This is a genomic window from Micromonospora sp. NBC_01405 (assembly GCF_045040155.1).
GTDB lineage: Bacteria > Actinomycetota > Actinomycetes > Mycobacteriales > Micromonosporaceae > Micromonospora.
This window is the reverse complement of the sequence record NZ_CP109532.1, coordinates 1,244,228-1,268,118: the sequence shown is the minus strand read 5'-3', so window position 1 is coordinate 1,268,118 and position 23,891 is coordinate 1,244,228. Positions and strand designations below refer to the sequence as shown.

Below are 23,891 nucleotides of genomic sequence, written 5' to 3'. Positions count from 1 at the left end.
TTTATTGCCGTCGGACCCATCCGGGTGTGCCCCGCCCGCGTTGCACCGCCTGAAGAGCATCAGCCACTCCAGCCGAAGGCCTGAACCGCCATGACGAGACCCACGCCAGAGACCCTCGCCCACTCCGCCCGCCGGACCCGTGCCGGCGCCGAGCCGGCGACCGCCGACCAGGTCGCGCCGTCCGCCCCGGCGGTACGGCAGCCCGCGCCCGCGCAGATCTCCGGAGCCGGGTCGCTCGTGCGGTCCCTGGAGGCGCTCGGCGTCGACGTCGTCTTCGGCATTCCGGGCGGGGCGATCCTCCCGGCGTACGACCCGCTCTACGACTCCACCGTCCGGCACATCCTGGTCCGGCACGAGCAGGGCGCCGGACACGCGGCCACCGGGTACGCCCAGGCCACCGGCAAGGTCGGGGTCTGCATGGCCACCTCCGGCCCCGGCGCGACGAACCTGGTCACCCCGATCGCCGACGCGTACATGGACTCGGTGGCCATGGTGGCGATCACCGGTCAGGTGGCCCGGCCGTCGATCGGCACGGACGCCTTCCAGGAGGCCGACATCCAGGGCATCACCCTGCCGATCACCAAGCACAACTTCCTGGTGCAGACGCCGGAGGAGATCCCGCAGGTGCTCGCCGAGGCGTTCCACCTGGCCTCGACCGGTCGCCCCGGCCCGGTGCTGGTGGACATCCCGAAGGACGTCCTCCAGGCGCAGACCACCTTCTCCTGGCCGCCGACGCTGGACCTGCCCGGGTACCGGCCGACCCTGCACCCGCACGGCAAGCAGATCCGGGAGGCCGCCCGGCTGATGACCTCGGCCCGCCGGCCGGTGCTCTACGTCGGCGGCGGGGTGCTCAAGGCCGGCGCCACGGACGGGCTGCGTCGGCTGGCCGAGCTGACCGGCATCCCGGTGGTCACCACGCTGATGGCGCTCGGGGCGTTCCCCGACTCACACCCGCAGCACCTGGGCATGCCGGGCATGCACGGCACCGTGTCGGCGGTCTACGGCCTGCAGAAGTCGGACCTGATCGTGGCGCTCGGCGCCCGGTTCGACGACCGGGTCACCGGCAAGCTGGACTCGTTCGCCCCGGACGCGACCGTCGTGCACGCCGACATCGACCCGGCCGAGATCGGCAAGAACCGGCACGCGGACGTGCCGATCGTCGGCGACGCCCGGCACGTGATCGACGAGCTGATCGCCGCGGTCACCACCGAGCGGTCCGCCGGCCGGCCGGCCGACCTCGGCGACTGGTGGGCCCAGCTCGACGAGCTGCGCAAGCGGTACCCGCTGGGCTACGAGGAGTCGGCCGACGGCTCCCTCTCCCCGCAGTACGTGATCGAGCGGCTCGGGAAGATCGCCGGGCCGGAGGCCGTCTACGTCGCCGGCGTCGGCCAGCACCAGATGTGGGCGTCGCAGTTCATCTCGTACGAGCGGCCGGGCACCTGGCTCAACTCCGGCGGCCTCGGCACCATGGGCTACGCGGTCCCGGCCGCCATGGGGGCCAAGGTGGGCAGGCCGGACACGGTGGTCTGGGCGGTGGACGGCGACGGCTGCTTCCAGATGACCAACCAGGAGCTGGCCACCTGCGCGCTGGAGGGCATCCCGGTCAAGATCGCCGTGATCAACAACGGCAACCTCGGCATGGTCCGGCAGTGGCAGACGCTGTTCTACAACGAGCGGTACTCGAACACCGAGTTGGGCACCCACAAGCACCGCATCCCTGATTTCGTCAAGCTCGCCGAGGCGCTCGGCTGTGTCGGCCTGCGCTGCGAGAGCGCGGCCGACGTGGACTCCACCATCGAGGCGGCGATGGCGATCAACGATGCCCCCGTCGTGATCGACTTCGTGGTCGGCAAGGACGCGATGGTCTGGCCGATGGTGGCCGCCGGCACCAGCAACGACGAGATCATGTTCGCCCGCGGCGTCCGCCCGACCTTCGACGAGGACGATATCTAATGAACCTGCACACCCTGTCCGTGCTCGTGGAGAACAAGCCGGGCGTCCTGGCCCGGGTCTCCGGGCTGTTCTCCCGGCGCGGCTTCAACATCGACAGTCTCGCCGTCGGCGAGACCGAGAACCCGGACGTCTCCCGGATCACCATCGTGGTCAACGCCGAGTCGTCCCCCCTGGAGCAGGTCACCAAGCAGCTCAACAAGCTGGTCAACGTGCTCAAGATCGTCGAGCTGGACCCGCAGGTCTCGGTCGCCCGGGAACTGCTGCTGGTCAAGGTCCGCGCCGACCGGGCCATCCGTGGCCAGGTGCTCGAGACGGTCAGCCTGTTCCGCGCCCGGGTGGTCGACGTCGCGCCCGACACGCTGACGATCGAGGCCACCGGCACCCCCGACAAGCTGGACGCGCTGCTGCGCGACCTCGAAACGTTCGGGATCAAGGAGATGGTCCAGTCCGGCACGGTGGCGATCGGGCGCGGCTCGCGTTCGATCACCGCCGGCCCGGCGCTGAGGGCCGCCTGAGCCCCTTGCCCGCCACACCACCCGCACAAGCCACGACGGGCCGCCCGGGCCGCCGTACGAAAGGGAAGTCAATGAGCGTTGAGGTGTACTACGACGACGATGCCGACCTGGGCCTGATCCAGGCCAAGAAGGTGGCGGTGATCGGGTACGGCAGCCAGGGCCACGCCCACGCGCTGTCGCTGCGGGACTCCGGCGTCGACGTGGTGATCGGCCTGCCGGCGGGCTCGAAGAGCCGGCCCAAGGCCGAGGAGCAGGGCCTGCGGGTGCTCACCCCGGCGGAGGCCGCGGCCGAGGCCGACGTGATCATGATCCTGGCCCCGGACACCGCCCAGCGGACCCTCTACACGGAGGCGATCGCGCCGAATCTGGCGCCCGGCAAGGCCATCCTCTTCGGCCACGGCTTCAACATCCGGTACGACCTGATCAAGCCGCCGGCCGACGTGGACGTCGCGATGGTCGCCCCGAAGGGCCCGGGTCACCTGGTCCGCCGCCAGTACGTCGACGGCAAGGGCGTGCCCTGCCTGGTCGCCGTCGAGCAGGACGCCACCGGCACCGCCCTCGCGTTGGCCCTGGCCTACGCGAAGGGGATCGGCGGCACCCGGGCCGGCGTGATCCGGACCACCTTCAAGGAGGAGACGGAGACCGACCTCTTCGGCGAGCAGGCGGTGCTCTGCGGCGGCGCGGCGGCCCTGGTGCAGACCGGGTTCGAGGTGCTCACCGAGGCGGGCTACGCCCCCGAGGTGGCCTACTTCGAGTGCCTGCACGAGCTGAAGCTGATCGTCGACCTGATGTACGAGGGCGGCATCGCGAAGATGCGCTACAGCATCTCCGACACCGCCGAGTACGGCGACCTCTCCCGTGGCCCGCGCGTCGTCGACGCCCGGGTCAAGGAGGAGATGCGCAAGATCCTCTCCGAGGTCCAGTCCGGCGAGTTCGCCCGCGAGTGGGTGGCTGAGGACGAGGCGGGCCGGCCGAACTTCACCAAGTGGCAGGCCGAGGGCGCGGCGCACCCGATCGAGGAGACCGGTCAGAAGCTGCGGTCCATGATGAGCTGGGTCGACCGGCCGATCACCGAGACCGCCTGACCCCGGCGTGGACAGCGGCGACCCGCCCGACGCCCACCCGGCGCCGGGTGGGTCGCCGCTGTCTTCTCACCTGTCCGTAACCCCGCTGACATGTCGGGTTTGTGAGGGCCCTCACCCCGCAGTCCGGGGCACGCCGGCCGGCCCGCGCCCTAACATCGCGGGTAGGTGCGTAGCCGCCACCTGACGGCCATGGCACGACTCGGCGCAGGGCGCAGCGCGGCGCCCCCACGTCCCGGCCGACCGCCACACGACCTCTACGAGGACCGATGACTCCTGTCGTACTGATCGCCGAAGAACTCGCCCCCGCCGCCATCGAGGTGCTCGCCCACGACTTCGACGTCCGTCACGTCGACGGCACCGACCGTCAGGCCCTGCTCTCCGCGCTCTCCGAGGCCGACGCGGTGATCGTGCGCAGCGCCACGCAGATCGACGCCGAGGCGATCGCCGCCGCCCCGCGGCTGAAGGTGGTGGCCCGGGCCGGCGTGGGTCTGGACAACGTCGAGGTGCCGGCTGCCACCGCGCGGGGCGTCATGGTCGTCAACGCCCCCACCTCCAACATCGTCTCCGCCGCCGAGCAGGCCGTCGCGCTGCTGCTGGCCGTGGCCCGCAACACCGCAAGCGCCAGCGCCGCGCTGAAGGCCGGCGAGTGGAAGCGGTCCAAGTACACCGGCGTCGAGGTGCAGGGCAAGACCGTGGGCGTGGTCGGCCTCGGCCGGATCGGGGTGCTCTTCGCGTCCCGGATCGCCGCCTTCGGCACCCGGCTGATCGCGTACGACCCGTACATCCAGCCGGCCCGCGCGGCGCAGCTCGGGGTGCGCCTGGTCGGGCTGGAGGAGCTGCTGCGGGAGAGCGACTTCATCTCGATCCACCTGCCGAAGACCCCGGAGACCGTGGGCCTGATCGGCGAGAAGGAACTGGCGATCGTCAAGCCGGGCGTGCGGATCGTCAACGCCGCCCGTGGCGGACTGATCGACGAGCAGGCCCTCGCCGACGCGCTCGCCGAGGGCCGGGTGGGCGGTGCCGGCGTCGACGTGTACGTCAAGGAGCCGTGCACCTCCTCGCCGCTGTTCGCCTTCGACAACGTGGTGGCCACCCCGCACCTGGGCGCCTCCACCGCCGAGGCGCAGGACAAGGCCGGCCTGGCCGTGGCCAGGAGCGTGAAGCTGGCGTTGCAGGGCGAGTTCGTGCCGGACGCGGTCAACGTGCAGGCCGGCGGCGTGGTCGCCGAGGACGTCCGCCCGCTGCTGCCGCTGGCCGAGAAGCTCGGCCGGGCGTTCACCGCCGTGGCCGGCGGGGTGGCCGCCAGCGTCACCGTCGAGGTGCGCGGGGGAGTCGTGAACCACGACGTCTCGGTGCTCAAGCTCGCGGCCACCAAGGGGCTGTTCAGCTCCGTGGTCGAGGAGCAGGTCACCTACGTCAACGCGCCGCACCTGGCCGCCGAGCGTGGCGTCGAGGTCAACCTCGCCAGCCTGGCCGAGACCGCCGAGCACCAGACCCTGGTGACCGTCCGCGGCGCGCTGCCGGACGGCCGCACGGTCAGCGTCTCCGGCACGGTCGCCCACACCGGTGCCCGCGACATCCTCAAGCTCACCGAGGTCGACGGCTTCGACGTGGAGATCGGCGCGGAGGGCATCCTGCTCTTCCTGCGCTACGCGGACCGGCCGGGCGTGGTCGGCACCGTCGGCACCCTGCTCGGCGAGGCCGGTATCAACATCGCGGCGATGCAGGTGGCCCGTCGGGAGGCCGGTGGTGAGACGCTGATGACCCTCACGGTCGACCAGGCGCTCGGCGCGGACCTGCTCACCTCCGCGGCTGACTCGATCGGCGCGACCTCGGCCAGCGCCGCCGACCTGCGCGACGAGTAGGTCCATCCAGGAACCGAGTGACACGGCGTCCACACAGGACGGATCGGGGGCCCGGCCGAACGGCCGGGCCCCTCGCCGTCGACCGGTCAGCGGCGCGCCGGGGCGGGTGGCGGGTAGACCGAGCCGTCCTGGTAGTCGAACAGCATCAGGTGGCACTCGCCGGCCAGCCGCTCGATGTCGAGCAGCACCTGGTCCTCGCAGGCCGGGTTGAGGTTCATCTCGATGTGGTCGTTGGCCGCGTGCAGGGGCGCGACCACCCACGGGGAACCCGGGCCCGCCGGTCGGTCCGGATAGCGGGCGGTGATCGCCCGGTAGAAGGCGACGACCCGTGGGTCCGGGTAGCGGTCGTAGTGCTGCCCCTGTCGGCACAGTTGCACCGCTGCCCGCACGTCCATGGGCGTGGCCCTGTCCGGGAGGGCCCACACGCTCAGATCGAAACTCACGGCGGACAGCGTGCCATCCCGGGCCGGGGAAGTCACCGTGACCCCGCCGCAGGTCAGTCGCGAAACTTCCGAGTGTCCTTCGGAGACGGTCCGCTGTGGAGACCCTTGCATCGAGTTACGGCGATTCGCTAGCGTACTCGTGCGGTCACTGGTTGAGTTCGGCGTCGGCCCGTCTTCGGGTGACGTGGTTGACGTCCGCCCCGGCCCGGGTCCGCACCCCTCGATTGCGCGAGCCACGCGCACTCGTCGCTGACCGGCCCCCACGGCCGTTGCCGAGACCGTGGGGGCCGATCGCGGGTCACCCACGGCCGGGATGCGAAGACCGGCCGCCGAGGGTGGCCCGGTCGGATCTCAGCGGCGGCGGTGCGCGAACAGTGCCCGGTAGTCCGACCCGTCGCGGAACCAGTCCAGCCCCGCCGGGCCCGCGGCGTAGAGCGCGGTGGCGTAGGCGTCGGCCACCGCCAGGTCCGGCCCGATCACCGTGGCGGCGTCGAGCTGGTCGGCGGGCTCCCCGGTGTGCGGGTCGACCACGTGCCCCCGCCGCCCGGTCACCCCGGAGGTGCCCACCGCGCCGGCCGTCATCTCCAGCACGAGCGGAGGCCGGCGGGAGTCGGTCGGGTGGTGCACGGCCACCCGCCACGGGCCGCCGTGCGCGGCGTGCCCGCGTACCACCAGGTCGGCGCCGGTGAGCACGGCGTAGTCGTGGATGCCGGCGGCGCGCAGCCGGGCCGCGGCCCGCTCCACCGCCCAGCCGCCGAGCAGGCCGCCCGGGTCGAAGCCGCCGGGCACCGCCCACGCGTCGAACCAGCCGTCGGTCGCCGCCCGCATGGCGGCGCACCGGTCCACCAGGTCGGCCAGCGGTGGGTACGACTCGGGGCTGATCTCCCCCCGGCGCAGCCGGGAGACGAGGCTGTCGCGCCGGGTCGGGCCGTAGGTGAGGTCGATGGCGCGCAGCTCGGCGACGGCGTCGGCGAGCGCCTCGCCCACCCCGCGCCGGCCCAACCAGCTCGGGGCGTTGAGCAGCAGGGAGTACTCGGCCGTGCTGGTGCCGACGGTGTGCTGCACGGCGATCCGGTCGACGGCAGTGCCACCGGCCCGGTCGAGGCGGTGGGTGCGGCTGCCCAGGCGCAGGTCGGGGCGGCGGCTGGCGAATGTCGACTGGTCCACCCACTGCGTGCGGGGCTGCTCGTCGACCCACCGGTGCCGGGGCTGTTCCTCGATCCGCATGGCAGTTGCTCCTTCGCTGACGGCGCCGCAGCGCCGCGACGAATCCCGTCCGGGCCCCGTGACCCGTTCACCACCGACCCTAAGCAGCGAAGTTGGCCGCACCATGAATCCCACCTGGGAGCCTGCTGTGCGTTCCAATTCCCAGAATGCGGAAGCATCGTACCGGGAGGCGGGACAGAGTCGTACCGTTGCGGAAGACGACGAGGCGAGGGAGCTCACGACGTGGCACGGATCGCGGTGGTGGCCGGGGACGGGATCGGATCCGAGGTGGTCGCGCAGGCCCTCAAGGTCGTCGACGCCGTGCTCCCCGGGGTGGAGACCACCGAGTACGACCTCGGTGCGGCCCGTTACCACCGCACCGGCGAGGTGCTGCCGGACTCCGTCCTGACCGAGCTGGCCGGGCACGACGCGATCCTGCTCGGCGCGGTCGGCGACCCGAGCGTCCCGCCGGGCGTGCTGGAGCGCGGCCTGCTGCTCAAGCTCCGGTTCGCCTTCGACCAGTACGTGAACCTGCGCCCGTCGCGGCTGTGGCCCGGCGTCGCCGGCCCGCTGGCCACCGTCAAGCCCGGCGAGGTCGACCTGGTCGTGGTCCGGGAGGGCACCGAGGGGCTCTATGCCGGCGCGGGCGGCTCGCTGCACCGGGACACCCCGGCCGAGGTGGCCACCGAGGAGAGCCTGAACACCCGGCACGGGGTGGAGCGGGTCATCCGCGACGCGTTCGCCCGGGCGTCCCGCCGCGAGCGGCGCAAGGTCACCCTGGTGCACAAGACCAACGTGCTGACCCACGCCGGGTCGCTGTGGGCCCGCGCCTTCGCGGCCGTGGCCGCCGAGCACCCGGACGTGGCCACGGAGTACCAGCACGTCGACGCCGCCGCGATGTTCCTGGTCACCCAGCCCCAGCGGTACGACGTGGTGGTCACCGACAACCTCTTCGGCGACATCCTCACCGACATCGCCGCCGCGGTCACCGGTGGCATCGGGCTGGCCGCCAGCGGCTGCATCAACCCCACCGGGGCGTACCCGTCGATGTTCGAGCCGGTGCACGGCTCCGCGCCGGACATCGCCGGCCAGGGCATCGCCGACCCGGTGGCCGCCGTGCTCTCCGCCGCCCTGCTGCTCGACCAGCTCGGGCACGCCGACGCCGCGACGCGGGTGACCGCCGCTGTCGGCGCGGAGCTGGCCGGCCGCGCCCCGGGCGTACCGTTGCGCACCGCCGAGGTGGGCGACCGCCTCGCCGCGCACGCGGCGGCCTGACGGCGGCTCCGCCCCGCCCCGATGCCCCGAGGAAGGGTCGTCTGAACAGCCGGAACGCCCGTTCGGGGCGTCCGTCCCGCCGGTACGCGGCTACCCGCTGAACGACCGTTCGGGGTAAATTGCTGGAACCAGTGAATCCGGCGTGCGGTCCCGGCCGCCGTCGTCCCAGGGAGGTCCGCGCGATGAGCGGTGGTGACATGCTCGACTTCGAGATCCGTCCGAATTCCACGCCGGTATCCGCCGCGGACCGGGCCGCCCTGCTCGCGAACCCGGGCTTCGGCCGGGTCTTCACCGACCACATGGTCACCATCCGGTACGCGGACGGCAAGGGCTGGTACGACGCCCGGATCGAGGCGCGTGCGCCGATCCCGATGGATCCGGCCGCCGCGGTGCTGCACTACGCGCAGGAGATCTTCGAGGGCCTCAAGGCCTACCGCACCGGCGACGGCGCGGTGACCATGTTCCGGCCGGAGGCCAACGCCACCCGGTTCGCCGAGTCGGCCCGCCGGATGGCGATGCCGCAGCTGCCGCCGGAGACGTTCGTCGAGTCGCTGCGCCGGCTGGTCGAGATCGACCGGGAGTGGATCCCCGAGGGCGACGGGAGCAGCCTCTACCTGCGACCGTTCATGTTCGCCAGCGAGGTCTTCCTCGGCGTCCGCCCGGCCAACGAATATCTCTACGTGGTCATCGCCTCCCCGGCGGGGGCGTACTTCTCCGGCGGGGTCAAGCCGGTGACGGTGTGGGTGTCGCCGGACTACACCCGCGCGGCCCCGGGCGGCACCGGCGCGGCCAAGTGCGGTGGCAACTACGCCGCCTCGCTGGCCGCCCAGGCCGAGGCGATCGAGGCCGGCTGCGACCAGGTGGTCTTCCTCGACGCCGTGGAGCGCCGCTTCGTCGACGAGCTGGGCGGGATGAACGTCTTCTTCGTCTACGACGATGACACCCTGGTCACCCCGCCGCTGACCGGCACCATCCTGCCGGGCATCACCCGCGACGCGATCCTCACCCTGGCCGCCGAGGCCGGCCACCGGGTCGAGGAGCGGCCGGTCAGCTTCGCCGACTGGCAGGCCGACGCGGCCAGCGGTCGGCTGCGCGAGGCCTTCGCCTGCGGCACCGCGGCCGTGGTCACGCCGATCGGCAAGGTCCGCTTCTCCGACGGCGAGTTCCTCGTCGGCGGCGGCGAGCCGGGCCGGGTGACCACCGACCTGCACCGACGGTTGGTGGACGTCCAGCGCGGCCGGGCCGCCGACCCGCACGGCTGGGTCACCCGGGTCCTCTGAGCACCGGCTCCGATGCCCGGGGCGCCCGCCGCCCCGGGCATCTCTCGGTGCCCCCACCGCGCCCGGCGGCCGTCGCCGGGTCGGGGGAGCGGCCGGGTCGGAGGTCAGTCCAGCAGGTGGTCGCGGAGGGCGGTGAGTTGGGCGTCGGTGACGCCGGCGTGCCGCAGGTACTCCTCGACGGAGCCGTGTCCCGCGCGCAGCTCGGTCAGGAACAGCGACATCGCCTCGGCCGGGGACGCCAGGAACGGCGCGGGGAGTTCCTCGGCCTCGGGGGTGGTGGCGGCCACCCAGGCGCTGAACCGCGCCGACGCCTCCGTGCTCAGCGCGTAGTCGGCGACGATGTCGGCGTCGCTCACGCCGAGCACCGAGAGGGTCAGCGCGCAGACGATGCCGGTGCGGTCCTTGCCGGCCACGCAGTGCACGACGACCGGGGCGGCGGCGCCGTCGGCGATCAGCCCGACCGCCTCGGCCAGCCCGGCGGCGCCGGTCCCGGCGAGGGCGGCGTACCGGTCGGCGAGGTAACGGGCCAGGCTCGAGCCGGGCTCGTACTGCGACTCCGCCCACGGGGTGTGCTCCGGGTGGATGTGCCGGTAGGTGAGCCCGTCCAGCTCCGGCACCCGGCCGTCCCGGGCCACCTCGTCCGGGCGGCGCAGGTCGATCACGGTGCGGACGCCGAGGGCGACGAAGGCGTCCCGGTCGGCGCCGTCGATCCGGTGCGGTGAGTCCGAGCGGTAGAGCCGTCCCAAGGCGACGGTGCGCCCGTCGCCCGCCGGATAGCCGCCGACATCACGGAAGTTGAACATCGCGGAGAAGGGGATTCTGCGGTTTACCTCGATCGCGTCCACCCTGCCACGGTAACGGCCGGTGGGGGTGAACCCCACCGGCCGTGACGGTGAACCGAGCCCCGCCGGCCGGGCCGGCGGCCCCGCTCAGCGAGCGGTGCCCGGGGGCAGGTTGCCGTAGCTCTCGTCGTAGTAACCGCCGAGCTTGTCCCGGTACGCCGGGTCGCTGTGGCTGTCCTCGTCGTACTCGGGCGCGGCCTTGATCTGGTCCTTGTCGCGGTCGACGTGCACCTTGCGCTCGTCGTGGTCGACGTGATTGACCGTGCCGGCCGGCAGCATCACCTTCTTGCCGAAGATCCACGGGCCGGTGTCGACCACGAGGTAGCTGCTGCCGACCTCGTGACTCGCGCTGTCGATCTTGCCGATGCCGCCGTCGGTGGCCTCGACCTTGTAGCCGACCAGGTCGGCGTCGGCCGCCGACGCCCGGTCGCGGTAGCTCCACGGGTCGAACGCGCCGGCGGGGGCGCCGCCGGCGACCGAACCCTGCCCGCCGTGGGTCAGGGGCTCCGGCGTGCCGTGTGTGGTGTGCGGATCGAGCCTGTCCATGGGGTGCTCCTGCCTCGACTGTCGTAGTCGCCTGGGAGAGGGGATGTTCTCGTGTCCGAAATACACCTACCCAGCCGAGTCGGCCCCTACACACGTACCGCCGGAAACGCCGACTCCGCCGGTACCGCGGTAGCGGCGTCGGCGGAGTCGGGGCGGCGGGCTCAGGCCAGCGCGGCCTGCGCGTCGAGCGCCACCGCGGCGGCGTGCACCACGGCGGCGATCCGCAGTCCCTCGTGCACCTGCTCGCGGGTGAAGCCGGCCCCGCGCAGCGTCTTCTCGTGCGACTCCAGGCAGACGCCGCAGCCGGTGATCGCCGAGACGGCGAGGCACCAGAGTTCGAAGTCGCCCTTCTCCACACCCGGTCGGGCGATGATCTGCATCCGCAGCCGGGCCGGCATCGACGCGTACTGGTCGTCGCCGATGAGGTGCTTGGCCCGGTAGTAGACGTTGTTCATGGCCATGATCGTGGCGGCGCCCTTGGCAGCCTCGACCGCCTCGGGGGTGAGGTGGCCGGCGGCCTCGGCGGCGATCTCCCGAAGCACCACCGGGTTGCGCGCCGCGACGGCGCAGGCCAGCGCGGTGCCCCAGGCCTGCTCCGGCTTGAGCGTCGAGGCGCCGACGGTGGAGCCGAGGTTGAGCTTGATGTCCTTGGCGTACTCCGGCAGGGCCGCCTTGACCGCGTCGAGACCCATCGTCAGACCCCGGCGCCAGCGAGCAGCTTGTTGGCGTCGAGGGTGTCGCCGCCCTTGTTCCAGTTGCACGGGCACAGCTCGTCGGTCTGCAGCGCGTCGAGCACCCGCAGCACCTCGGAGACGTTCCGGCCGACCGAGCCGGCGGTCACCATGGCGAACTGGATCTCGTTGTCCGGGTCGACGATGAAGGTGGCGCGCTGGGCCACGCCGTCCTCGCCGAGCACGCCGCAGTCGGCGGTCAGCTCGCGCTTGATGTCGCTGAGCATGGGGAACGGCAGCTCGCGCAGGTCCGGGTGGTCCTTGCGCCAGGCGTAGTGGACGAACTCGTTGTCCACCGACACGCCGAGCACCTGGGCGTCCCGGTCGGCGAACTCGCCGTTCAGCCGGCCGAACTCGGCGATCTCCGTCGGGCAGATGAAGGTGAAGTCCTTCGGCCAGAAGAAGACAACCCGCCACTTGCCCTGGTGAGACTTGTGGTTGATCGACTCGAACGCGTTGTCGGCGTCGAGAGACACGCAGGCGGTGAGTTCGTACTCGGGAAAGCGGTCACCGACAGTGAGCACGGGGTCCTCCTTGGCAGCGGCACGAGGCCGGTAACTGGATCTGTTCCAGATACTGCCGCAGCGGTGTTTCGCCTTGATGGCGGCCAGGTGACTTGTGAACCCGATCACCAGCGGCGGGTTCTGCCCCGCAGGTGGGGGCGGATGAGGTATCGCAACCCTGCGTCACCGTCCCGACATGTGGATTGCGCCTCCCAAAACGGTGGGGCGGGTGGCAGAGTGGTGATCGTGACCAGCAGCGTCGTCATTATCGGCACCTAGCGCGCCCGGCCTCCCTCCGCCGAGCGCGCAGACCTCCCGCATCCGCGGGAGGTCTTTTTGTTGGTCCCACCCCGCCCCGCCGCCCCGTCCCACTCGCGCCCGAGAGGACCCTCCATGACGTTCCAGGTCTACGACACGACGCTGCGCGACGGCGCCCAGCGAGAGGGGCTCACCTACTCGGTGGTCGACAAGCTGGCCGTCGCCCGGCTGCTCGACGAGTTCGGGGTCGGCTTCATCGAGGGGGGCTGGCCGGGCGCCGTGCCCAAGGACACCGAGTTCTTCCGCCGGGCCCGCACCGAGCTGGACCTGAAGCACGCCCAGCTCGTCGCGTTCGGGGCGACCCGCAAGGCGGGCGTCGCGGTGGCCGACGACCCGCAGGTCCGGGCGCTGCTGGACGCGCGGACCCCGGCCGTCGCGCTGGTCGCCAAGGCCGACCTGCGGCACGTCGAGCGGGCGCTGCGCACCACCGCCGCCGAGAACCTGGCGATGATCCGGGACACCGTGACCCACCTCGTCGCCGAGGGGCGGCGGGTCTTCGTCGACGGCGAGCACTTCTTCGACGGCTACCGGCACGACCCGGCGTACGGGGCGGCGGTGGTCCAGACCGCCCTGGCCGCCGGCGCCGAGGTGATGGTGCTCTGCGACACCAACGGCGGGATGCTGCCCTCCCAGGTGACCGCCGCGATCGCCGACCTGGTCGCGCGGACCGGCGTCGATCCCGGGCGGCTCGGCATGCACGCCCAGAACGACACCGCCTGCGCGGTGGCCAACACCATCGCGGCCGTCGAGGCCGGCGTCCGCCACGTCCAGGGCACCGCCAACGGGTACGGCGAGCGCCCGGGCAACGCCGACATCTTCGCCGTCGTCGCCAACCTCCAACTCAAGCTCGGGCTGCCGGTCCTACCGGAGGGCTGCCTGGAGCAGATGGTGCGGGTCTCCCACGCCATCGCCGAGATCGCCAACATCGCCCCCGACACCCACCAGGCGTACGCCGGGGCCGCCGCCTTCGCCCACAAGGCGGGGCTGCACGCGAGCGCGATCAAGGTGGATCCGCTGCTCTACAACCACGTGGACCCACGTGTGGTGGGCAACGACATGCGGATCCTGATCACCGAGATGGCCGGCCGGGCCAGCGTCGAGCTGAAGAGCCGCGAGCTGGGCCTGGACCTGGCCGGCCATCCGGAGACCCTGTCGAAGGTGACCAGCCGGGTGAAGGAGTTGGAGGCCGAGGGCTGGTCCTTCGAGGCCGCCGACGCCTCCTTCGAACTGCTGGTCCGCTCCGAGCTGCCCGGCGCCGCGCCGACCCGGCCGTTCGCCCTGGAGTCGTACCGGGTGCTGGTCGAGCACCGCGAGGACGGCGCGGTCGTCTCCGAGGCCACCGTCAAGATCCGGGTGCGCGGCGAGCGGGTGATCGCCACGGCCGAGGGGAACGGCCCGATCAACGCCCTGGACGAGGCGCTGCGGGTCGGCCTGTGCCGGCACTACCCGGAGCTGCGCGACTTCGAGCTGGCCGACTACAAGGTGCGCATCCTGGAGGGCAGCCACGGCACCGGCGCGGTCACCCGGGTGCTGGTGGAGACCGCCGACGGGACGGGCCGGGACTGGACGACCGTCGGCGTGCATCCGAACGTGGTCGAGGCGTCCTGGCGCGCCCTCGTCGACGCGCTCACCTACGGCCTGGACCGCGCCCACGTCTGAGCGGGGGCGCGGTGCACGCTGGTCGGTGACCGCGTCGTACTGCCCGCCGCGCAGGGGCCGCCCGCTCACCCGCCCGTCGGGGGTGGGGCGGGCACCCGCAGCCCCGCCAGGACCGCGCGGTGGTCGCTGCCCGGCAGCGGGTGCACCGCCACCGACCGGACGGCGATCCGCCGGTCCACCAGCACGTGGTCGATCGTCACCGGCGGGATCAGGTCACCGTCGTAGGGGCCCCAGGTGCCGGTGAGCCCGGCACCGACCGCGTCGGCCGCGTCGGCGTACCCGGTGGCCAGCAGGGAGCGCAGCGGCGCGTGGTCGAGGGTGGCGTTGAAGTCCCCGGCCAGGATCGACAGCCCCGCCGTCGGGGTGGCGGCCGGCTGCGCCTCCAGGTCGGCTCGCCAGGCCCCGACCTGGTCGACCGCGTACGGGGCCGCCGGGTGGGCCGACTCGATCCGCACCGGCGGCCCGCCCGGCGGCAGCACCGTGCCGTACGCCTGGCTGAATCCCCAGCCGCCGCGGTTCTGCCGGATCCCGCCCCCGGCGATCGGGAAGCGGGCGTAGAGGCCCGAGCCGGTGGTGCCCACCTGCGGGTTGAGCTGCCGGTGGGGCAGCAGGCCGGCCAGGCCCAGCCGGTCCAACTCGGTTGCCGCGCCCGGGGTGAACTCCTGCACGGTCAGCACGTCGACCCGGTGCGCGCGGACCAGGTCCACCACGGCGCGGGCGTCGGCCGCGCCGGCCAGCAGGTTGGCGGTGAGCAGCCGCAGCTCCGGCCCTTGCGCGGCGGGCCGCCCGCCGGGCAGCGCCCGGGGCGCGACCGTCCCGATCAGCGCCACCGCGACCAGGGCCGCGACCGCCGCCGGCCAGCGACGTCGCAGGGCGAGCGCGAGCAGCAGCGGCACGGGCGACCAGGCCGCCACGTACGGGGTGAAGGCGACCGCCTGCACGAGCGGGCCCCGTTCCAGGCCGGTCAGCCGGACCGCCGCCCAGGCCAGCCCGGGCGCCACGGCCAGCCAGCATAGCCCCGCGCGGACCCGGGCGCCCCGGTCGAATCCGGGCGGCGCCTTCTCGGACGTGTTCACGGCGACACGTTAGCGCCTTCGCCGATCACCCGGTGGCCCGGTGCCCCGGACGCCTTTCGCGAATTGTCGAGCGCTCACGTTTCGCAATTTCTTGATCGCCTGAATAAATCCGAAACGCCGTGGTCATCTATTGACCCTGCACTTTTCCCGATGCTAGTTTCCACCTGGTTCCAGCCCTGGTGCTCTCGGCAATAAGAGCTGTTCAGAGCTTGTGTGGCGGCACGCCTTCCGGCATCGTCAATGTGTCGGCGGCGGCTGTGCCGACGCTTTTACGAAGCACCGATCAGGCTCGGAGGCTATCCGACTCGTTGCCTGACGAGCCGGTCGTTTCGACACGGTCAACAAAAGGGGGACCTGTCATGGCGAGATTCATTTCCGGTAGGGCGGCTGCGGTCACGTTCAGCGTGCTGGCGCTGACGCTGACCGGTGGCGGCATCGCCGTCGCCCAGACGACGACGGCGAAGCCCGCGGCCCAGACCGGGCAGCCGGGGGCCCGCCCCGCCGCGCGGGTGGGCCAGCCGACGGTGACGCCGGCCGAGGCGGCCCAGGCCAGGGCGGCGCTGCGGGACGTGAGCCCGTCGTTCGTGGCCGGCTCCGCCTCCTTCGCGGTGGTCAGCGGCGCCGGCGTGCTGCTCCGCGGGCACGACGCGGTCTCCGCGACCAGGTACGGCCCCGGCCAGTACCAGGTCGTCTTCAACCACAGCCTGGTCCGGGGCGCGTACATGGCCAACGTCGGCGATGCCGCCAACTGCTGCGTCCCGCCGGCCGGCGAGGTCTCGATCGCGCCGCGGCTCGGCACGCCGAACGGCGTGTTCGTGCAGACGGTCGACTCGACCGGCGCCCCGTCGGACCGACCCTTCCACCTGGCGGTGTTCACCCCCTGACCCGTGCCACCCGACGACGCCGGCCCCCGGTGGGCCGGCGTCGTCGCGTCCGCTACCGGACCCGGGGCGTGCTTCGCGGCGGATGGCGACGGTCGCCCCGGTCAGGGGGACAAAGGGCCCCCGAGTGGCGTAATTTCCGACGTTTGCCGGACCGCCGCCCGGGAAGCAAGCACCGTGACGGACATCTCGGACACCCTGGCCAGCCTGCCCAGCCCGGTCGATCCCGATCCGACCGGCGCCGAGCTGCAACAGACGCTCTTCGAGGTCAAACGCGTGATCGTCGGGCAGGATCGGCTCGTCGAACGCCTGCTCACCGCGCTGCTCGCGAACGGCCACTGCCTGCTGGAGGGCGTCCCCGGCGTGGCCAAGACGCTCGCCGCGCACACCCTCGCCACCGTGGTCGGCGGAACCTTCTCCCGGATCCAGTTCACCCCGGACCTGGTGCCCTCCGACATCGTCGGCACCCGCATCTACCGGGCCTCGAAGGAGAGCTTCGACGTCGAGCTCGGCCCGATCATGGCCAACCTGCTGCTCGCCGACGAGATCAACCGGGCCCCGGCCAAGGTGCAGTCCGCGTTGCTCGAGGCGATGGCCGAGCGGCAGGTCTCCATCGGCGGGCGGAGCTGGCCCGTCCCCGACCCGTTCCTGGTGCTCGCCACCCAGAACCCGATCGAGTCCGAGGGGGTGTACCAGCTCCCCGAGGCGCAGCGCGACCGGTTCCTCCTCAAGATCGTCGTGGACTACCCGGGGGACGCCGACGAGCTGGCCATCCTCTACCGGATGAGCGCCGGCCGGCCGAGCCCGCGCCCGGTCCTCGACCCCGGCCGGCTGCGCGCGCTGCAACGCCGGGCCGGCGACGTCTTCGTGCACCACGCCCTCGCCGAGTACGTCGTCCGGCTGATCCTGGCCACCCGGGACCCGGGCCGGTTCGGGCTGCCCGAGATCGCGCCGCTGCTGGCGTACGGGGCCAGCCCCCGGGCCACCCTGGGCCTGGTCGCCGCCGCCCGGGCCCAGGCGCTGCTGCGCGGCCGGGACCACGTGCTGCCCGAGGACGTCCGGGAACTGGCGGTGGACGTCCTCGCCCACCGGCTGGTGCTCTCCTTCGACGCGGTCGCCGACGGGGTCTCCGCCGAGGCGGTGGTGCGCCGGCTGGTCGACGCGGTGCCGCCGCCCCGGATCGCCACCCACCACACCGGGTACGCCACCGACCTGGCGGCGGCGTGAGGGGCCCCGCCGTCCCGCCCGCGCGGGGCGGGACCACGCGGTCGTCGAACGGAACCCCGCCGACGTGGAGCGGGGCCCCGCCGGCCGACCCGACCCTGGCCGACCCGACCCTGGCCGACCTCGCGCCGGGCGGGCGGCTGCGCCGGCTGGAGCTGACCGTCACCCGCCGCCTGGACGGGCTGCTGCACGGCCAGTACCGCGGGCTGCTGCCCGGTCCGGGCAGCGAGGTCGCCGGCAGCCGCGAGTACCGGCCAGGCGAGGACGAGGTGCGCCGGATGGACTGGGCCGTCACCGCCCGGACCACCGTCCCGCACGTCCGCGAGGTCGACGCCGACCGGGAGCTGACCACCTGGCTGCTGGTGGACGCCAGCCCCAGCATGGAGTACGGCACCGCCGAACTGGACAAGCGCGAGCTGGCGGTGGCCGCGGTGGCGGCGGTCGGCTTCCTCACCGCCGGCTCCGGCAACCGGCTCGGCGCCCAACTGCTGGCCCCGCACGGGCTGCGCCGGTTCCCCGCCCGCAGCGGCCGGACCCACCTGCTCGGGCTGCTCCGCACGCTGCTGTCCGCGCCGCGCGTCGGCGGGTACGAACCGGACACCGCGCCGCTGGCGCCCCCGGACCTGACCGACGGGCTGGCCGCGGTGGGGCGGGTCGCCGCCCGACGGGGCCTGGTCGTGGTGGTCTCCGACTTCCTCGACGGCCTGCCCGACGACCCGGCGGCCCCGCCACCCTGGGAGGCGCCGCTGCGCCGGCTCGCCGTGCGGCACCAGGTGCTCGCCGTGCAGGTGACCGACCCGCGTGAGCTGGAGCTGCCGGACGTCGGCCTGATCACCCTGGTCGACCCGGAGACCGGCCGGCGGCGGGAGGTGTGGACCGGCGACCCCCGGTTGCGCGAGCGGTACGCCGAGGCCGCCGCCGCCCAACGCGACCAGATCAGCCAGGCGCTGCGCCGGTGCGGGGCGGCCCACCTGCCGCTGCGCACCGACCGGGACTGGTGCGCCGACATCGTCCGGCACGTGCACGCCCAGCGCCGGCTCGCCCTGGCGCCGGCGGCGAGCGGGGGCGGCCCGGCACGGGTGCCGGGCGCGGCGCGGGGAGGTGCCGCGTGAGCTGGCAGTCACCCGCCCGGCTCTGGCTGCTGCTCGGGGTCGCCGCCCTGGCCGCCGGCTACCTGCTGGCCCAGCGCCGCCGCAGCCGGTACGCCGTCCGCTTCACCAACCTGCGGCTGCTCGACCGGGTCGCCCCGCACCGCCCCGCGTGGCGCCGGCACCTGCCGGCCGGTCTCTTCCTGGCCATGCTGGCGCTGCTGGTGGTGGGCTTCGCCCGGCCGCACGACGAGGTGCGGGTGCCCAGGGAACGGGCCACCGTCATGGTGGCCGTGGACGTGTCCACCTCGATGCTCGCCTCCGACGTCGAACCGGACCGGCTCAGCGCGGCCAAGCAGGCCGCCCGGCGGTTCGTCGACGGTCTGCCCGACGAGTTCAACGTGGGGCTGGTCGCGTTCGCCGGCAGCGCCGCGGTGCTGGTGCCGCCCGGCACCGACCGGGAGGCCCTGCACGAGGGCATCGACCGCCTCGCCGAGGGTGCCACCGGCGTGCAGGGCACCGCCATCGGGGAGGCGATCAACACCTCGCTCGGCGCGTTGAAGGGGCTGGACAGTCAGGCGGCCAAGCAGCCACCGCCGGCCCGGATCATCCTGCTCTCCGACGGGGCGAACACCTCCGGCATGGACCCGATGGAGGCCGCCGACGAGGCAATCGCGGCGAAGGTGCCGGTGCACACCATCTCGTTCGGCACCCCGTCCGGGTTCGTCGACCGGGGCGGCCGACCCATCCAGGTGCCGGTGGACGGGCAGACCCTCAGGGCGGTCGCCGACTCCACCGGGGGCGGCTTCCACGAGGCGACCAGCAGCGCGGAGCTGCGGGCGGTCTACGACGACATCGGCACCTCGGTCGGCTACCGCCGGGAGCGGCAGGACGTCTCCGCCCGGTTCATCGGGCTCGGGCTGGTCCTCGCGATGGGGGCCGCGGCGGGGTCGATGCGGTGGTTCTCCCGGCTGCCCTGAACCGGTCGGGCGGGGGTCCCGGCGCGTCAGCACGCCGACCCTTCCGGGTTCCCGAGACGGACATCCGCGGTGACAAGGACGTGAGGAGCGCACGCATGGCAGTGCAGACCGGACTGGGCGAGCCGCGCGGACCGTGGTTCGTCTCGCCCGAACTCGACCCGGACGGACGGGGCCGGTGGGACGTACCCGGTCAGGAGGGGGGCGGCGGGCGGCGCGGCTGGCGGGACCGGCTGCTGGCCGCGGCCGGGGTGGTCGCCCTGTCCACCCTGTCTGGTGCGGCGGCCGGCATGTGGGTCGCCGACCAGGCCGGCGCGCCGGGCCCGGCGGCGGCGTCGGCGGCCCCGGTGCCCGCCGAGCTGGTCACCGCCGCCGAGCGGACCGTGCCGGGCGTGGTCTCGGTGCTGGTCGGGGGCGCATCCGGTGCCGGGGCGACCGGCTCCGGGTTCGCCATCGACGATCAACAGCACCTGATCACCAACGACCACATCCTGGCCAAGGGCGGCGGGACAGCGGTCACGGTGGAGCTGCCGGACGGCCGGCGGTTCCCCGCCGAGGTGGTCGGCCGGGAGCCGGGCAGCGACCTGGCCGTGCTCCGGGTGCCCCCGGACGCCGGCCTGGCCCCGCTGCCGCTGGCCAAGCCGGGCGCCACCCGGGTCGGCGAGCCGGTGCTCGCGGTCGGTTCCCCGCTCGGGCTGGCCGGCACCGTCACCGCGGGCATCGTCAGCGCGCTCGATCGCCAGGTGCGGCTCGGCACCAACCGGCACCGGGCGGTGCAGACCGACGCGTCGATCAACCCGGGCAACTCGGGCGGCCCGCTGGTCAACGCCCGGGGCGAGGTGGTCGGGGTGAACACCGCCATCGCCACCATCGACGGCAGCGGCTCGATCGGCATCGGCTTCGCCATCCCGATCGACCAGGTACAACAGACCGCCGACACCATCATCGGCAAGGGCGGCTGAGCGGACCGGCCCCGGCCCCGGCCCTCGGCCCCTGACCCCCGGCCCGGGCCCTGGCCCTTCGGCGACCCATGCCCGACCATGGGCGCGGGTGGGGCGCTAGCCTCGGGGCGTGGACGACGGACTGCGGGTGACCGACCGGCTGGTGGTGCCGGGAGCCGAGCTGCGCGAACGGTTCTCCCGCTCGTCGGGCCCGGGTGGGCAGGGCGTCAACACCACCGACTCGCGGGTGGAGCTGAGCTTCGACGTGGCCGGCTCGCCGAGCCTGCCGGAGCCGCTGCGTGCCCGGGCGCTGCAACGCCTGGCCGGCCGGCTCGTCGACGGGGTGCTCACCGTCGCCGCGAGCGAGCACCGGGCCCAGCTCGCCAACCGGGAGGCCGCCCGGGAGCGGATGGCGGCGCTGCTGCGCGAGGCGGTGGCCCCGCCGCCCCCGCCGCGTCGCCCGACCCGCCCGTCGCGGCGCGCCAAGGAGCGCCGCCTCACCGACAAGAAGCGCCAGTCCCAGCGCAAGCGCGACCGCCGGGCCGACGACGACTGACCGCCCCGGCGGAAATCGGGTATGGCGGGGCCGGAACGGGCCCTAGCGTCCCAGGGCATGACGAACACCGCCCCGACGCCCGACTTCGCCGTCAAGCCGACCCTCACCGGGGAACGCGTCGTCCTGCGCCCGTTCGTCGACGGGGACGTGGCGGCCCTCGGCGCCGCCACAGCCGACCCCGAGGTCGGCAGGCTGACCGGCAGCCCGCCAGGCGGCTCCGACGAGCGGCGGCTGCGCGACTGGTACGGCAGCCGCAACGCGCAGGCCGACCGGCTCGATCTGGCCGTGGTCGACCGGGCCACCGGCGACTGCGTCGGCGAGGTCGTCCTCAACGACTGGGACGGGTGGAACCACAGCTGCAACTTTCGCACCCTGTTCGCCGCGTCCGGCCGGAACCGGGGGCTTGGCACCGAGGCGGTGCGGCTGGTCGTCGGGTACGGCTTCGAGCGGCTCGGCCTGCACCGGATCTCGCTGGAGGTGTTCGCCTTCAACCCCCGGGCCCGGCGGGTCTACGAGAAGGTCGGCTTCGTCGCCGAGGGGGTGCTGCGCCAGGTGCTGCGCGACGGCGACGACTGGGTGGACGCCACGGTGATGTCGATCCTCGCCCCCGAGTGGGCCACGCATCGCGGTCACCCCTGACCGGGGCGCGACGGCCCCCGTCGGGACCTCGACCGGGCCCACGCCGGTGGGCGATCCCGGAGCGGCCGGGGGCCGGTATTCGGGAGGCCGTTGAGGGACGGGCGGCGATCTGGTGGAATGGCCCTGGGAGCAACCGGGCCGTCACCGACCGTACGACGTCACGTGACAGGAGCCTCCTCACCATGCTTCGAAGGCCAATCGTTCCGGCCCTGCTCGCCGCCCTCGCGGCGGTCTCCCTCACCCTGCTGACCGGGCTGTTCGTCGCCACGCCCACCCTGCCCGCGTCCGCCGCGCCGGCCGCACCCGCACCGGTGCGGGTCATGCCGCTCGGCGACTCGATCACCGGCTCGCCCGGTTGTTGGCGGTCGATCCTCTGGAACCGCCTCCAGTCCACCGGCCACACGAACATCGACTTCGTCGGCACGCTCGGCCCGCAGGGCTGCGGGCAGGCGTACGACGGTGACAACGAGGGCCACGGCGGGTACCTGGTGACGAACGTCGCCAACCAGAACCTGCTCCCCGGCTGGCTCTCCGCCACCCACCCCGACATCGTGCTCATGCACTTCGCCACCAACGACGTGTGGAGCAGCATCGCGCCGGCGACCATCCTGGCCGCCCACTCGAAGCTGGTGGACCAGATGCGGGCCAGCAACCCGGCGATGCGGGTGATCGTCGCGAAGATCATTCCGATGGCCCCGGCCACCTGCGCCGAGTGCGGGCAGCGGGTGGTCGCGTTCAACAGCGCGATCGACGGCTGGGCGGCGGGGAAGACCACCGCACAGTCCCCGATCGTGGTCGTCGACCAGTGGACGGGCTTCAGCACCGCCACCGACACGTACGACGGGGTGCACCCCAACGCCGCCGGCGACCAGAAGATGTCGGACCGCTGGTACCCGGCGCTGGTCGCCGCGCTCTCCGGCACCACCCCCACCCCGACGAGCACGCCGACGGCGACGCCCACCGCCAGCCCGACCCCGAGGGTCGGCTGCACGGCCGGCTACCGGATCGTCGGGCAGTGGCAGGGCGGCTTCCAGGGCGAGGTGATCGTCCGCAACACCGGGACCGCCCGGACGGTCGGCTGGACGGTCGGCTTCACCCTCCCCGACGGCCAGCGGATCAGCCAGTCGTGGAACGCCGAGCTGACCCAGACCGGCGGCGCGGTCACCGCCCGCAACGTGAGCTGGAACGGGGCGCTCGCCCCGGGCGCGGAGGCCACCTTCGGCTTCCTCGGCAGCAGCGCCGCCGCGCCCACCGTCCCCGCCCTGAGCTGCACGGCGAGCTGAGGCCGGAAGGGTAAGCAGGGGCTCCTGCCGCGCCACGGGCGTCGGGAGGGGCCCCTGCGCTCAGCCGAGCGCGGCGAGCAGCCGGGCGCGCAGGAGGGCGGCCCGCTCGGCGAACCCGCGCTGCGCGGCGGCGTACTCGGCGCGGCCCTCCGGCGTCTCCACCCGCACCGGTGGGTACCCGAGCGCGGCCAGGTCGTACGGGCTGGCCCGCATGTCCAGCGCGCGGATCTCCTGGGCCAGGGCGAAGCCGTCGGCCACCAGCTCCGAGCAGACCAGCGGGGACAGCTTGTACGCCCACTTGTAGAGGTCCATGTTGGCGTGTAGACAGCCCGGCTGCTCCAGGTCGTGCTGGCTCTCCCGGGTCGGGGCGAGCAGGTTCAGCGGCCGGGCCGGCGCGGTGAAGAACCGGTACGCGTCGAAGTGGCTGCACCGCACGCCCCGCTCCTCGACCACGGCTGCCGTCTCCGCCGGGCTGAGTCGCAGCGGCCACGCGTTGTGGCGTACCTCCTCCTGGGTCTGCCGGTAGACCATCGCCCACTCGTGCATCCCGAAGCAGCCCAGGTGCGCCGGCCGGCCGGCGGTCGCCGCGAGCAGGGCGCGGATCCAGTCCACCGAGCCGGCCCGCCGGGCGCGTACCCCCTCGGCGTCGAGGGTGAGCCCGGCGGCGGTGGCCCGGTAGTCCGGGCCGAACTCGGCCGGGTCCGCGCCGCGCAGCACCACGCCCGCCCCGGGATGCCAGCGGCGGAGCTGGGCGGGGCGATGCGAGTAGTAGGTGAAGAGGAAGTCCTCCACCGGGTGCTTCGCGCCGGTGCGGCGGCGGGCCAGGTGCGGGGTCAGCCACCCGTCGACCCGCCCCTCGTGGGCGCGCCGCCGGGCCTGCCAGTCGGTCAGGTGCAGCGGTGCGGCGGGGGCGAGGGCGGCGGTCACCGTCCCAGCGTACGACCGCCGCCCGCCCGCCCCCTGCGCCCACCCCGGCCTGGCTCGGGGCGGCGCCAACGGTCTCCG

The 23,891-nt window shown here is 73.6% G+C and carries 23 protein-coding genes; 15 read left to right on the top strand and 8 right to left on the bottom strand.

From position 1 onward, the window contains the following. Positions 1-90: 90 nt before the first annotated feature. From OG559_RS04825 to serA, 4 genes are all read left to right on the top strand, one after another. Positions 91-1,953, top strand: a complete 1,863-nt coding sequence (locus OG559_RS04825) for an acetolactate synthase large subunit (RefSeq protein WP_405112862.1) — start codon at positions 91-93, stop codon at positions 1,951-1,953. Beyond that, positions 1,953-2,468 carry an acetolactate synthase small subunit gene (gene ilvN, locus OG559_RS04820; protein ID WP_405112859.1) on the top strand — a complete coding sequence of 172 codons (516 nt, stop codon included), beginning with the start codon at positions 1,953-1,955 and terminating at the stop codon, positions 2,466-2,468. The genes OG559_RS04825 and ilvN overlap by 1 nt, the downstream gene beginning before the upstream one ends. Positions 2,469-2,539: 71 nt before the next feature. Beyond that, positions 2,540-3,553 (top strand): ketol-acid reductoisomerase, encoded by a 1,014-nt coding sequence (ilvC, locus tag OG559_RS04815; protein ID WP_396669759.1) that lies wholly within the window; start codon positions 2,540-2,542, stop codon positions 3,551-3,553. A 266-nt stretch (positions 3,554-3,819) separates the two neighbouring features. Continuing rightward, on the top strand, positions 3,820-5,418 hold the full coding sequence (serA, locus tag OG559_RS04810; protein ID WP_396669760.1) for a phosphoglycerate dehydrogenase: 1,599 nt from the start codon (positions 3,820-3,822) through the stop codon (positions 5,416-5,418). 86 nt (positions 5,419-5,504) lie between these two features. Here serA and OG559_RS04805 read toward each other — a convergent pair whose 3' ends face one another. Continuing rightward, complete coding sequence (locus tag OG559_RS04805; RefSeq protein WP_405112855.1) at positions 5,505-5,861, bottom strand: hypothetical protein; 357 nt, start codon at positions 5,859-5,861, stop codon at positions 5,505-5,507. 351 nt (positions 5,862-6,212) lie between these two features. Then, positions 6,213-7,088 (bottom strand): FAD:protein FMN transferase, encoded by an 876-nt coding sequence (locus OG559_RS04800; protein WP_405112853.1) that lies wholly within the window; start codon positions 7,086-7,088, stop codon positions 6,213-6,215. A 222-nt stretch (positions 7,089-7,310) separates the two neighbouring features. Between OG559_RS04800 and OG559_RS04795 the strand changes: the two genes are divergently transcribed. Together OG559_RS04795 and OG559_RS04790 are read left to right on the top strand one after the other, a co-directional pair. After that, a complete protein-coding gene (locus tag OG559_RS04795) occupies positions 7,311-8,342 on the top strand; it encodes a 3-isopropylmalate dehydrogenase (RefSeq protein WP_396669763.1) in 1,032 nt (343 codons plus the stop codon). Between the two features lie 182 nt (positions 8,343-8,524). Continuing rightward, positions 8,525-9,622 carry a branched-chain amino acid aminotransferase gene (locus tag OG559_RS04790; RefSeq protein WP_405112850.1) on the top strand — a complete coding sequence of 366 codons (1,098 nt, stop codon included), beginning with the start codon at positions 8,525-8,527 and terminating at the stop codon, positions 9,620-9,622. A gap of 104 nt (positions 9,623-9,726) precedes the next feature. Here the strand turns inward: OG559_RS04790 and OG559_RS04785 are convergent, their stop codons facing one another. The 4 genes from OG559_RS04785 to OG559_RS04770 form a co-directional block, all read right to left on the bottom strand. Beyond that, positions 9,727-10,467, bottom strand: coding sequence for a tyrosine-protein phosphatase (locus OG559_RS04785; RefSeq protein ID WP_405112848.1), 741 nt, complete (start codon positions 10,465-10,467; stop codon positions 9,727-9,729). 84 nt (positions 10,468-10,551) lie between these two features. Further along, on the bottom strand, positions 10,552-11,010 hold the full coding sequence (locus tag OG559_RS04780; protein ID WP_405112845.1) for a PRC-barrel domain-containing protein: 459 nt from the start codon (positions 11,008-11,010) through the stop codon (positions 10,552-10,554). Positions 11,011-11,171: 161 nt separating this feature from the next. Next, a complete protein-coding gene (locus OG559_RS04775) occupies positions 11,172-11,702 on the bottom strand; it encodes a carboxymuconolactone decarboxylase family protein (RefSeq protein ID WP_350885845.1) in 531 nt (176 codons plus the stop codon). Between the two features lie 2 nt (positions 11,703-11,704). Beyond that, positions 11,705-12,265, bottom strand: coding sequence for a peroxiredoxin (locus OG559_RS04770; RefSeq protein ID WP_405112841.1), 561 nt, complete (start codon positions 12,263-12,265; stop codon positions 11,705-11,707). A 372-nt stretch (positions 12,266-12,637) separates the two neighbouring features. Here OG559_RS04770 and cimA point away from each other — a divergent pair, with 372 nt between their 5' ends. Next, a complete protein-coding gene (cimA, locus tag OG559_RS04765; RefSeq protein WP_405112838.1) occupies positions 12,638-14,221 on the top strand; it encodes a citramalate synthase in 1,584 nt (527 codons plus the stop codon). A gap of 65 nt (positions 14,222-14,286) precedes the next feature. On the opposite strand, the gene OG559_RS04760 is transcribed toward cimA, so the two are convergent. After that, entirely contained in the window at positions 14,287-15,228 is a 942-nt protein-coding gene (locus OG559_RS04760; RefSeq protein WP_405116389.1) for an endonuclease/exonuclease/phosphatase family protein, read from the bottom strand. Between the two features lie 428 nt (positions 15,229-15,656). Here OG559_RS04760 and OG559_RS04755 point away from each other — a divergent pair, with 428 nt between their 5' ends. The 8 genes from OG559_RS04755 (at position 15,657) to OG559_RS04720 (ending at position 22,886) form a co-directional block, all read left to right on the top strand. Then, complete coding sequence (locus tag OG559_RS04755) at positions 15,657-16,181, top strand: hypothetical protein (protein WP_405112835.1); 525 nt, start codon at positions 15,657-15,659, stop codon at positions 16,179-16,181. A 174-nt stretch (positions 16,182-16,355) separates the two neighbouring features. Then, the gene (locus OG559_RS04750; RefSeq protein WP_387016601.1) at positions 16,356-17,405 is read left to right on the top strand and encodes an AAA family ATPase; all 1,050 of its coding nucleotides are present in this window, start codon (positions 16,356-16,358) and stop codon (positions 17,403-17,405) included. 95 nt (positions 17,406-17,500) lie between these two features. Further along, on the top strand, positions 17,501-18,514 hold the full coding sequence (locus OG559_RS04745; protein WP_405116387.1) for a DUF58 domain-containing protein: 1,014 nt from the start codon (positions 17,501-17,503) through the stop codon (positions 18,512-18,514). Continuing rightward, on the top strand, positions 18,511-19,470 hold the full coding sequence (locus OG559_RS04740; protein ID WP_405112833.1) for a VWA domain-containing protein: 960 nt from the start codon (positions 18,511-18,513) through the stop codon (positions 19,468-19,470). Before OG559_RS04745 ends, OG559_RS04740 begins: the two co-directional genes overlap by 4 nt. 95 nt (positions 19,471-19,565) lie before the next feature. Beyond that, positions 19,566-20,429 (top strand): S1C family serine protease, encoded by an 864-nt coding sequence (locus OG559_RS04735; RefSeq protein WP_405112831.1) that lies wholly within the window; start codon positions 19,566-19,568, stop codon positions 20,427-20,429. A gap of 109 nt (positions 20,430-20,538) precedes the next feature. Continuing rightward, entirely contained in the window at positions 20,539-20,964 is a 426-nt protein-coding gene (gene arfB / locus OG559_RS04730) for an alternative ribosome rescue aminoacyl-tRNA hydrolase ArfB (RefSeq protein WP_396669771.1), read from the top strand. Positions 20,965-21,021: 57 nt separating this feature from the next. Beyond that, complete coding sequence (locus OG559_RS04725; RefSeq protein ID WP_405112828.1) at positions 21,022-21,603, top strand: GNAT family N-acetyltransferase; 582 nt, start codon at positions 21,022-21,024, stop codon at positions 21,601-21,603. A 182-nt stretch (positions 21,604-21,785) separates the two neighbouring features. Continuing rightward, positions 21,786-22,886 (top strand): cellulose binding domain-containing protein, encoded by a 1,101-nt coding sequence (locus OG559_RS04720; RefSeq protein ID WP_405112826.1) that lies wholly within the window; start codon positions 21,786-21,788, stop codon positions 22,884-22,886. A gap of 60 nt (positions 22,887-22,946) precedes the next feature. On the opposite strand, the gene OG559_RS04715 is transcribed toward OG559_RS04720, so the two are convergent. After that, complete coding sequence (locus tag OG559_RS04715; RefSeq protein WP_405112824.1) at positions 22,947-23,813, bottom strand: 3-methyladenine DNA glycosylase; 867 nt, start codon at positions 23,811-23,813, stop codon at positions 22,947-22,949. Between the last annotated feature and the right edge of the window lie 78 nt (positions 23,814-23,891).